This window comes from uncultured Proteiniphilum sp. (assembly GCF_937873925.1).
Classification (GTDB): domain Bacteria; phylum Bacteroidota; class Bacteroidia; order Bacteroidales; family Dysgonomonadaceae; genus Proteiniphilum.
The window spans coordinates 1-11863 of the sequence record NZ_CALNAT010000126.1 but is presented as its reverse complement, the minus strand read 5'-3'; the positions used below and the strand labels follow the sequence as shown (position 1 = coordinate 11863).

General features: G+C 42.9%; 11 protein-coding genes. All 11 read left to right on the top strand.

All coding sequences use genetic code 11. The annotated features are described in order from the left end of the window. Nucleotides 1-133 precede the first annotated feature (133 nt). Nucleotides 134-685, top strand: a complete 552-nt coding sequence (locus tag Q0502_RS08180; protein ID WP_298649466.1) for a CDP-alcohol phosphatidyltransferase family protein — start codon at nucleotides 134-136, stop codon at nucleotides 683-685. A gap of 303 nt (nucleotides 686-988) precedes the next feature. Next, nucleotides 989-3112 (top strand): UvrD-helicase domain-containing protein, encoded by a 2124-nt coding sequence (locus Q0502_RS08175; RefSeq protein ID WP_298649463.1) that lies wholly within the window; start codon nucleotides 989-991, stop codon nucleotides 3110-3112. 166 nt (nucleotides 3113-3278) lie between these two features. After that, entirely contained in the window at nucleotides 3279-5267 is a 1989-nt protein-coding gene (locus Q0502_RS08170; RefSeq protein WP_298649462.1) for a gamma-glutamyltransferase, read from the top strand. A 194-nt stretch (nucleotides 5268-5461) separates the two neighbouring features. Beyond that, nucleotides 5462-6460, top strand: a complete 999-nt coding sequence (gene gap / locus Q0502_RS08165; protein WP_298649460.1) for a type I glyceraldehyde-3-phosphate dehydrogenase — start codon at nucleotides 5462-5464, stop codon at nucleotides 6458-6460. A gap of 50 nt (nucleotides 6461-6510) precedes the next feature. Next, nucleotides 6511-6933, top strand: coding sequence for a DUF3788 family protein (locus Q0502_RS08160; protein ID WP_298649458.1), 423 nt, complete (start codon nucleotides 6511-6513; stop codon nucleotides 6931-6933). 18 nt (nucleotides 6934-6951) lie between these two features. After that, nucleotides 6952-7587, top strand: coding sequence for a class I SAM-dependent methyltransferase (locus Q0502_RS08155; protein ID WP_298649457.1), 636 nt, complete (start codon nucleotides 6952-6954; stop codon nucleotides 7585-7587). 129 nt (nucleotides 7588-7716) lie between these two features. After that, the gene (locus Q0502_RS08150) at nucleotides 7717-8430 is read left to right on the top strand and encodes a DNA alkylation repair protein (RefSeq protein ID WP_298649455.1); all 714 of its coding nucleotides are present in this window, start codon (nucleotides 7717-7719) and stop codon (nucleotides 8428-8430) included. Nucleotides 8431-8450: 20 nt separating this feature from the next. Further along, nucleotides 8451-9098, top strand: coding sequence for a Vat family streptogramin A O-acetyltransferase (locus Q0502_RS08145; protein WP_298649453.1), 648 nt, complete (start codon nucleotides 8451-8453; stop codon nucleotides 9096-9098). A gap of 218 nt (nucleotides 9099-9316) precedes the next feature. Continuing rightward, nucleotides 9317-9727 carry an Rrf2 family transcriptional regulator gene (locus Q0502_RS08140; protein WP_298649450.1) on the top strand — a complete coding sequence of 137 codons (411 nt, stop codon included), beginning with the start codon at nucleotides 9317-9319 and terminating at the stop codon, nucleotides 9725-9727. A 48-nt stretch (nucleotides 9728-9775) separates the two neighbouring features. Further along, entirely contained in the window at nucleotides 9776-10624 is an 849-nt protein-coding gene (locus Q0502_RS08135; RefSeq protein ID WP_298649447.1) for an SDR family oxidoreductase, read from the top strand. 482 nt (nucleotides 10625-11106) lie between these two features. Continuing rightward, nucleotides 11107-11863, top strand: a 757-nt coding sequence (locus tag Q0502_RS08130) for a MauE/DoxX family redox-associated membrane protein (protein ID WP_366521778.1), incomplete at its 3' end; no start/stop codon positions are given.

Genomic DNA, 11863 nt, shown 5'->3' with positions numbered 1-11863 from the left:
TTTCCGGTCAATCCACTATGTGTAATTGGCAAGGAAGGAAAAAAGCTCACAAGTTATAGGGATGAAACAAGCATGATAATTGTTCACACACTCTAACATGACTAACTTTAGTGAAAATAATAGTTTTAATCGTATGAAAAAATTACCTAACATCCTTTCCGTAAGCCGTATTATAATAAGCGGTTTATTATTTTTCCTGGGTGGTTATCCGGTACTTTTTACCATATTATACCTCTATTGCGGGGTAAGCGACATTGCCGACGGATATATTGCCCGTCGTTGGAAAGCAGAATCAGACATAGGAGCTAAACTTGATAGTCTGGGTGATTTCGTTTTCTACCTGCTTATAACGGCGGTATTTTTTATTTATACCGAATTGCTGCAACACAATGTTATATTGTGGCTTGTTGTTACTGTTATAATCATAAGGCTATTAAATGTAGTCATCACCAAGGTGAAATTCAGCCAATGGGGAATGGTGCACACACTAGGCAACAAATTATCGGGATTATTTATATACTTTCTGTTACCGGTATATATACTATTTCCGGAAGTACCTGTTACGGTAGGAATTGTTGTTATCTCCATAGCTTTAACGGCAGCAATAGAAGAAACGCTGATATTATTAACAGCCAAACAGTATAATCTTAATCAAAAAAGTATATTCGGGGGAACTTTTTTCTAGCCGCACCGTTATTTCGATAAGTGGAAAGCCTTAAAAACCCGTTTTACAAAGCAACTGACCTATAACGGGAACAATAAAAACCGAGGCGAAAGACAAATAAACCGGACAAGAAGAATGGGCTAAAGCAGATGACAGAAACTCCTGACGGCCTGAAATATTCTACGGGAAATGACTGGTTAAGATAATGGATTCATTATATTTGCATTGTAATCGTCAAAAGAATCGCATGTCAATATCAGATAAAAAGGACAGGCGATATCTTCAGGAATACGGATAAAGAATTAGTCGGAAGGAATTGATATTTTGAAGAGTTATTTAGAGACACTCAACCCGGAACAATCATATGCAGTCAGAACCACAGAGGGAGCCGTACGCGTCCTGGCCGGCCCCGGCACAGGAAAAACGCGGGCATTGATTTCGCGCTATTGCTACCTGACGGATATGATAAGCGTCCCACCCAAAAACATTTTATGCGCAACCTTTACAAACCGTGCGGCAAACGAAATGAAACAGCGTGTGAGAAAGGCTTTGGGGGATATGGACCTGGGATATATCTGCACATTCCACGCCTTTTGTGTTCAACTGCTCAAAGAAGATATTCATGTCCTGAATTTCCCCAAAAACTTCGTTATTCTGGATGTGGAGGACCAGAAACAACTTCTGCTCAAGATCTTCGAAGAAATGAAACTCACCCTCCGCGAAGCGACTGTCAAAAGAACGCTTGACGAAGTACTTGAGGCAAAAAAGTTGTATGCCACCTCTTATATCGACTATATCTATGAATTGAACAATGATCAGCTCAAAGCCAAATTCTCGCAGTGTGCGGATCGTGACGAGGAGATTTTCCTGCGCTATCTGTACGAACAAAAAAAATCTTTCGGTTGTGATTTTAACGATCTGATTAATTTCACCACCTATATTCTGGAAAATTTCCCCGCTGTATTGGAGAAATGGCAGAACCGGATGCAATATGTCATGGTCGACGAATTTCAGGATGTGAGTGAGCGTCAGTATAAAATAGCCCGGCTGCTTGCAGGTAAACACGGGAACCTGTTTATTGTAGGCGATCCCGACCAGACGATCTATTCGTGGCGCGGATCGCACATCAAATTATTCCTGGATTTCGACAAGGTCTATCCGGAGGCCAAAACCATCCTGCTCACGACCAACTATCGCTCCACTCCGGAAATACTGAAAGCATCGAATACGCTGATTGAAAAGAATGTGATCCGTTTTCCCAAAGAGCTTACAGCAACGAAAAGACATGACGAGAAACCTCTTTTCAATCATGTAGATACCGAGAAGGAAGAAGCCGAATGGATCTATTCGGAAATCATGAAGTTAAAGGAGAACAATGTCTCCCTGAATAAGATCGCCATCCTTTACCGGGCGCATTATCTGACCCGTCCCCTGGAGGAGTGCTTTGTGCAGAAAGGGTTGGTATATAAAATTTACAGCGGCATTGAATTTTACGGACGAAAGGAAATCAAGGATGTCATCTGCTATTTGCGTATGATCACCTCGGGCGATGATATTGCTTTTTTACGTACGATCAATACACCTTCACGGAAAATAGGGAAAAAGAAAATAGATTTTCTGAAAGATTATGCAGAAAAGACAGGTTGCTCCCTATACCAGGCCTTAAAAGAAAACATCCGGTCGGGCTTTTTCCGTGCGACCCAGGCTCTTCAGTATTTAGAAGCCATTGAATCGGTAAAAGCGGATTATAAGGCAAGCCGGCTTGGAGATATTCTGCAAATGATCCTGGCACGAAGCGGTTATGAAGAATTTCTTCGTTTACTGGGCGATCAGGAACGGCTGGATAATGTAGCGGAATTGAAACGCGCCGTGGAAGAAGCAGGCAAGGACGATGACGCCACGTTGGAAGATTTCCTGGCACGGATTGCCTTGTATACCAATCTGGATAAGGAAGATAAGCAGGAGGCCGTCCGGTTGATGACCATCCATACCTCAAAAGGAATGGAATTTCCTTATGTGTTTATCTGCGGGTTGGACGAAGGTGTTTTTCCCAGTCGCCGTGTGAGTACCCCGGAGGAAATGGATGAAGAACGCCGTTTGGCTTATGTGGCCATGACACGGGCAATGAACCGGGTGTACCTTTCCGATTCGGAAGGTATCTCGAATGACGGGGTTTTTAAATTTCCTTCACGGTTTATTTTTGATGCAGGCAAAGAGAATATTCAGTTTGTAAAAGAAATTGATCCTTATCTGGAGAACGGGACTAACCGTATATCTTCCGTCTTTTCCGAACAGGCATTCCGGAAAGGAGAAAGGATCGACCATATCATATTCGGGCCGGGCACCATTCAGGAGATCCGGATGAATGAATCCGTCTATATTATCCTCTTCGACCGTTTAAAAACAGAACGCAGTATTCAGTTCGGTGCAAAGCTGAACAAGCTCTGAAAGAGCGGAAAAAGGTCGGCACAGGGCAAAGTTTTGCGGTATTCATTAACAAAAACAAAAGCCCGGAAAGGGCGAGACATCGGGGACTTCGCCCCTGACACACCAGCCCAGGATTTTATTGAAAATAAAGAAGAAGATGGTTACTTTTGTTCAAAAACAGATCATTATGATAAAACGATATTTTTTTACAATGGCTGTTTGCGCTGTTTCTTTTTGTGCCATTCTGGCCCAGTCCACACAAAAGCCTCCCTTGCATGGTAAACATTGGATGTCAATAACAGGAAAACCTTTAGCCGCCACAGCAGGATCGATGATTTTTCAGCAGGGGGGCAACGCCGTGGATGCGGCCTGTGCCATGCTGGCCGCCACCTGCACCATTTGGGATGTACTGAGTTGGGGAGGAGAGACCCAGGCACTGATTTATAATCCGAATAATGGTAAGGTTCTGGCGATAAACGCCTTGGGCGTGGCTCCCTGCGGCGCGACCGTTTCCTTTTTCAAGGATAGAGGATATGCTTTTCCACCCGAATACGGTCCTTTGGCCGCTGTAACTCCGGGAACCCCGGGCGGATTGTGCTATATGCTGGCGGAATACGGTACGCTGAGCCTGGAAGAAGTGCTGGCACCGGCTATGGAGATGGCCAGGGGCTATCCGATGGATGCCCAAACGGCAAACAGTATAGAAAGAAACAAGGAGCGTATTAAAGAATGGCCGTACAGTAAAGCCGTTTTTTTGCCCCATGCAGGTGAACAAAGGGAAGCTCCGGTAGCCGGCGAGATCTTTGTACAGGAAGATCTTTTGAACACACTGGAAAAGATGGTGGAAGCGGAACAACAGGCCATCCGGCAGGGCAAGGACAGGAAAGAGGCGATCAAAGCAGCGCAGGATCGTTTTTATAAAGGAGATATTGCCGAGGAATTCGTCCGTGGAAGCCGGGAACAAGGCGGATTGATCGCGCTTGAAGACCTGGCAGGATGGAAACCGATAGAAGAAGTTCCCCTGCATACAACCTATAAAGACATAGAGGTCTATAAATTGCAGGAGTGGACACAGGGACCCATGTTATTGCAGGCACTGAATATCCTGGAAAACTTCGATCTGCAGGAAATGGGATATAATTCGGCCCGGTATATTCATACGATTTATCAAAGCATGAATCTGGCCTTTGCCGATCGGGATTTTTACTATGGAGACCCTTATTTCTCTCCCAAATCGCCGATTCAGGGACTACTTAGTAAAGAGTATGCCCGTGAACGATCGAAAGAGATTCGCCGGGATAAAAACGATCATCTGGTCATGCCGGGAAATCCTTACGCTTATGAAGGGAAAAGCAATCCGTATGAAGCCTTACTGAAACAACGGAGTCATCTTATTGACACTACGATCATCGTTCCGGAAGTAAAAGATTTTGTCCCCAGGCATGATGCCGGCGCCAGCGGATACATTTTAAAGGATGAACCGTTCTATCATGCGGATATTTCGCCTGTTGACGGATATCAGGACAGTCATTACCAAAACAGTCTTTACCAGGACAGTCTTTACCAGGACAGACTTACCCGCGGAACGACCAGTATCGTGGCTGCCGATAAGGAAGGATGGGTTGTATCGGTAACACCCAGCGGCGGATGGATACCCGCCTGTATAGCAGGACGGACGGGTATAGGCATGAGTCAGCGGATGCAAAGTTTTGTACTGGATTCCCTACTGAATCCTTTTAATGTGGTAGAACCCGGCAAACGCCCCCGGGTAACGCTCACTCCTTCCCTGGCATTGAAAGACGGCAGGCCTTTCCTGGCTTTTGCGGTACAGGGAGGAGATACACAAGAACAAAACCTGCTCCAGTTTTTCTTAAATGTCGTCGAATTCGGCATGACCGTTCAACAGGCGTCCGAGGCAGCCAACATTAACAGCAATCAACTGTGGCTTTCACTGGGCGGAACCCAGTTCAAAGACCGTATGCCCAGACCCGGAAGCATACTGGTCCGTCAGGATACGGAGAAAGAGGTGATCGACGAATTAAAGAAAATGGGATATGAAATACAATTAGGGAATCGCACGAGCGGCCCCATTAATGCTATCTTTTTAGACAATGAGCATGGATCCTTTTGGGGAGGGAGCAGTAATCACGGGGAAGACTACGGCATAGGGTGGTAAATTTTTGGTATAAGGAACCTCCATCTTCACTGGTTGGAATTATACAAAGAAAAGCAATAAGGTTCTCTTACGGGATGCGTTGCTTACGGCAATCGATGGCAGTTTTTGACGTATATATGTCACTTAAGACATAAAATTATTATTATACCTTTGTAAGGTAAACAAGGAAAGATAATTTATAAAATTTCAAAGCTATGATTAAAGTTGCTATTAACGGATTTGGCCGGATAGGGCGTTTGGCCTTCCGTGAAATTGTAAAAAGTGACAAGTTGGAAGTCATTGCTATCAATGACTTGAGTTCACCCTCCATGTTATCATATCTGCTGAAATATGATTCCGTACAAGGGGTATTCAACCGGGATATAGAAAATACCGATACTTCACTAATTGTTGACGGCAAAGAAGTAGCCGTATATGCCGAACGTGATCCCCATCATTTACCGTGGAAGGAACTTCAGATTGATCTGGTGCTGGAATGCACGGGTATTTTTGAAACGAAGGAGAAAGCGAAGGCACACCTTGAAGCAGGAGCGGATAAAGTGATCATTTCAGCTCCATCGGATAAAGATGTAAAAACGATCGTTTATAACGTGAATCATGACATATTGGAGAGCTCGGACAAGTTAATAAGCTGTGCCTCGTGCACAACGAATTGTTTAGCCCCGATGGCAAAAGTCCTTCATGACAGTTACGGGATCCTTGCAGCTCAAATGACAACCATCCATGCGTATACAAATTCCCAACCGCTCATGGATACACCTGATCCGAAGGTCAATTACCGGAAGTCCCGTGCCGCCGCGGACAGTATTGTCCCCTATACCACAGGAGCCGCAAAAGCGATCGGTTTGGTGATCCCGGAATTAGAAGGGAAACTTGACGGGTCATCCCAACGTGTGCCGGTTCATTCGGGTTCTGTTGTTGAACTGTTTTCCATACTCGAAAAAAAGGTCAGCGTGGAAGATATCAACCACGTAATGAAAAATGCCGCTAATGAATCGTTCGGGTATACCGAAGACCCTATAGTTTCATCCGATGTTATCGGAATAAGTTTCGGATCCCTTTTCGACGGCACGCAAACCAAAATCGTTTCGGTCAGCGACAAACAATTAGTCAAAACAGTAGCCTGGTATGATAATGAAATGTCATTCGTATCACAAATGATCCGTACGGCAATCTATTTCGGTTCTTTATAAAAAAAGATTATAAGGATGTATCTTTGTTAACGATAATAAAAGTAACGGCTATGGATGCACAAATGTTATTAAGAGATCCGGAAATGTTCCCATCCGATAAGGTCTTAAAAAATGCGCTCGGGGATACAGTTTATAGCGTGTTGGGGTCATTTTTCGGAATGATCACAAGCGAAGATCTGACTATTGAGTGGAGATTCTACAACGACGGGAAAGCATGGCTCGGTAAGGTGGTACACAAGAAGAAGACCATTCTGTGGCTTTCGGTATGGAAGGGCTTTTTCAAAGTGAGCTTCTATTTCACCGAAAAACACCTCGAAGCGATTGCTGCGTTGGATATTTCGGAGACGATAAAGGATGAGTTCGCCAAAGCGAAGCCCGTCGGACGTTTGATTCCGATGATTATTGATGTGAATGATAAAGAACAACTCAAGGATCTGTTAACTGTTGTTCGATTTAAAAAGAGCTTGAAATGATGGAATGGAAGTAATAATATGAATAAAACAAAAATTGATACCTCATATAAATTTTGGGATAGGGTATCCGGTTGGAGCAAGGCGGAAAGTGCAGCAAACTCGACCTTGGTCAAATGTATAAACAGTAAATTCGGAATACATATCATGCCTGAGGATACCGTTCTTGATTACGGGTGCGGAACAGGAACTATTACACTTCAAATAGCACGGAATGCAAGAAAAGTCTATGGAGTGGATGTATCCGAAGGGATGTTGAAACGGGCGCAACAAAATCTAAAAAATCAAAATGCAGACAATGCGACTTTCATGAAAATAACCACATTGAATGAAATGTTCCAAGATAAATTTTTTCAAGTTATAACCATCTTTAATGTTTTACAATATATAGATAACAGAAAAAAAATATTCAATCAGTTCTATAAGCTACTCGAGCCTCAAGGTAAATTAATAATTGCAGTTCCTTGTTTTGGCGGAATGAGCTCTTTTTCTGCGCTATTTGTGAAGTTTTTAAGATTTGTTCGTATTATGCCTAAAACATATTTCTTTGGCAGTAATGAAATTGAGAAAGAAATAACCGATTCAGGCTTAACGATTGTAGAAAGCATCAATTTGTCAAATCTTCCTGAAAAATTTATTGTGGCAAGAAAAATGTAATTTATTTTTTTGAAACGAGCAGGTAAATCATTTACACATAAACATTATAGTATGCGAGTTCCATGGAAAAGAATAAAATAATCGTATGAAACTAATCACATTGCTCTATAGATTATCCTGAATTGCAAAATGAGAAATATTATATCAGATATTCGTCAAGCCCTAATTGACAACATCGACCCTAAAGCACTCGCTTCATCTGACCGTTTTTTCAAAGAAGGCGAAGCAGCCAAAGTGCATGGAGTCAAAATGGCTACCGTGGGTAAAATAGCCAAAGAAAGCTTTAGGCAAATAAAAGACCTACCTAAACAGGAAATATTCAACTTGTGTGAAGAACTTTGGAAGTCGGGTTACCTGGAAGAATCTGTTGTCGCCTGCATCTGGGCGGAATCGCTGCATAAGCAGTACGAGCCCGCCGATTTTAAGGTTTTTGAACATTGGGTGTATGACTATCTGACCAACTGGGCAGATTGTGATACCCTGTGCAATCATACCGTTGGAATGTTTGTGATGAAGTATCCCGAATACATTGCCGAATTGAAGAAGTGGGCAATATTGTCCAAACGGTTTGTTAAACGTGCGTCTGCCGTAACGCTGATTATCCCTGCCCGCAAAGGCTTATTTTTGAACGATATCTTTGAGATAGCGGATACACTCTTGTTGGACAAAGACGATCTGGTGCAGAAAGGTTATGGATGGATGCTCAAAGCCGCCAGTGAGGCACATCAGGAAGAGGTATTCAATTATGTAATGTCGAAAAAAGCAGTTATACCCCGAACGGCCTTACGCTATGCCATTGAAAAAATGCCGGCCGGTTTGAAAGCAAAGGCGATGGAAAAGTAAACCAGCAAAACAAGTTCATTATGCAAATACCCGATAGCAATCAGATATACCCATTGAAAGATTACAACCGGTTGGTTTTTCTAAAAAACATCATTAAATCGCCCAACATTATCGTAGGAGATTATTCTTACTATGATGATCATACAGACGGGTTGAATTTTGAGCAGAATGTCTTATATCATTTTGATTTTCTTGGAGACAAATTAATCATAGGGAAATTCTGCGCTATTGGCTCCAACGTTCAATTCATAATGAATGGAGCGAACCATAAAATGGATGGAATCTCGACATTTCCCTTCAATATTTTCGGTGGAAACTGGAGTGTAATCACACCAACATTAGAACAACTACCTTTCAAGGGGGATACCGTTATAGAAAATGACGTTTGGATTGGGTATCAAGCTACTATTATGCCTGGAGTCAACATTGGGAATGGGGCCATTATCGCTGCACATTCCGTCGTTACGAAAGATGTAGAGCCCTATTCAATTGTTGGCGGAAATCCTGCAAAGTTAATCCGTAAACGTTTCACAGATGAACAAATAAAGAAATTGTTGAATATAGCATGGTGGAACTGGAATATTAAAAAAATTACTTCTGCACTCCCATTCATTGTGAACGGTGATATCCGTAAACTTGAAGAGTTTTATAAATCTTCAAAAGCATAATAAGGAAACGATAACCGTAAGTCTATCCTGCTTAGAGGAGCCCGTCAAATCGGCAAAACCCGGATCACGCAAGAGTTCGGAAGAAAATATTTCGACTATAGGGCATACAATAATGCAAATCATAACCCTTTACTACCAATACACTTATCATCTTTTGTAATTTTTTAATTGTAATAATATTTATTACAATTAAAAATATACTTATATTTGCACCCGATATGAATAATACGAGATTTGCCACAGCAATACATATTTTGACCCTTCTGGCAAACTTTCCCGATGAATGGTTAAGTTCCGACTGGATTGCAGGAAGTATCAATATCAATCCTGTCATTGTCCGGAAGGAACTGGGTATATTACAGAATACAGGTCTTGTAATCAGCAGAAAAGGTAAAGAAGGTGGTTCGAAATTGAACAAGCCAAGCCATGAGATTTCATTGGCGGAGATTTACCTCTCTGTGAAAAACTCGGAAGTTTTGGGAAAAAAGAATTTGAGTCCCAATCCCAAATGCCCTGTCGGTAAGGATATGAATGAGAATTTAGAGAGGCTGTTTATAGAAACTGATCAGTTGGTGACCAATTCTCTCAGGCATAAAACATTGAAAGATTTTGTAAAACAATTTTGCTGATATTTTTTTAATTATAAATGTAACAATTAATATTACAATTTGAATCGTATGAAAACAGGAATCACAGGAGCTACGGGACAGTTAGGACGTCTGGTAGTAGAGAATTTGAAAGGAAAAGTAGCTGCGGAAAATCTCGTGGCATTGGTACGTACACCTGAAAAGGCATCGGATTTAGGCATTGAAGCCCGTGCATTCGATTACGAAAAACCGGAAAGTTTAGCCGGGGCATTGCAAGGTATTGACCATTTATTGTTAATATCGGGTAATGAAGTCGGAAAGCGCAGACAGCAACATGAGAATGTAATAAAAGCCGCGCAACAGGCCGGGGTAAAATGGATTGTTTATACCAGCCTGTTGTATGCAGACAGGTCGACTTTGAGTCTGGCGGGAGAGCACAAAGCGACGGAAGACGCATTAAAAGCATCCGGAATCGCCTATACCATTTTACGTAACGGATGGTATACCGAAAACTATACAGGCTCTGTTCCCGGAGCAGTGAAGGCCGGTATCCTTATCGGTAGTGCCGGTGAAGGTAGAATTTCTTCGGCAACCCGTGAAGATTTCGCTGAGGCGGCAGCAGTCGTATTGACGAGTGAAAACCAGGAAGGAAAAGTTTACGAATTAGCCGGCGACGACTACTATACATTAAAAGAGCTGGCAGCAGAGGTTTCTCGTCAGACCGGTAAAGACATTCCTTATAAAAATCTTACTGAAGCCGAACATGCAGAAGCGCTGAAAGGTTTCGGGCTACCTGAAGACATGGCAAGGGTTATTGCAGGTCTTGATATCGGAGCCTCTAAAGACGATTTATTTGACGACAGCAAGCAACTTTCCAGGTTGATCGGCCGTCCGACAACCCCTTTGGCACAAGCTGTAAAAGAGGCATTAGGTAAATAAATAATCCGGTTGTAGGTGAAAAGGTTGGTGTGGAACTGATATATTGAATAGCGCTGGCGGTACAAAAAACGATATGGCTATCGAAAAAACCGCCAGCGCTATCAAGTTAAACCCTAGATACCATTTCCCCGGCAGGCGAAGGGGATTTTACTCCTTTAGCGGACTGATGCCTATCCGATCTCCACACGAAACTTTTGATACTATAGAGTTCATTGCCAAATTGTTAATTATATTATTTTTTGAAAAAAAGTTTGGTGATTCAATGATCATACCCTACATTTGCAGGAAGTGAACTGTGTATATTTTAATGCCTTAGGTTTTAGATTCTTTCTAAATATCTGCCGAAGTTGCTTCTGTCTTAGAAATTCTGTATTTGTGAAGTAGTATCGAAATTATCCGGTCTGAATATTCGGGATTTATGTAAGTACAAAGGAAATGCAAAGCATTATCCGGTACGAAAGCCAGCTTGGAAAGGAATCGGTATGAAAAGGATTCTGACAAAGAATCGCCACGTAATTGTACAAATAATCTCCTACTTGTACGTACTCCTTTTTATATATACGGCCATCAGTAAACTGCTGGATTTTGAGAACTTCGGGATACAGTTGGCCCAGTCTCCCCTGTTGAGCGCCTATGCCGGATTCATCGCCCCGTCCGTCATCATCACCGAACTGCTTATTGTGCTGCTGTTATGCTTTAAAGCCACCCGGCTCACCGGCCTGTATGCCTCCCTCTTCCTGATGGTGGCCTTTACCGTCTATATCTACCTTATATTGAATTACAGCGATTTTATCCCTTGCTCCTGCGGCGGGATCATCGAGGAGTTAAGCTGGACGGAACACCTGGTATTTAATATCGGCTTTATCGTATTGGCGCTGGTTGCCATCATACTGACAGAAACGAAGAAAGGCACCCCTACCCTTGCGGTGATACTCAAATGTGTGCTGCCTTCCATTGCCGCTGTGGGCATGGTGGTGGCATTGTTCCTGTCGTCCGAGCATATCATCAAAAAAGAGAATAATTTTATCAGGCGGTTCGGCCAACATCCGATCAGGGATGAAAAGGCGTTCGACCTGGGCGTCGACTCCTATTACTTTGCCGGTATCGCCGACGGGCAGGTTTACCTGGGGAATGTGACCGCACCTTTGATACTCACTACCGTGGATACCACCTTGACGACAAAGAAATCCGTTAAACTACAACTTGACAATACCGCACACCCGTTCCGCTCCATCCAGA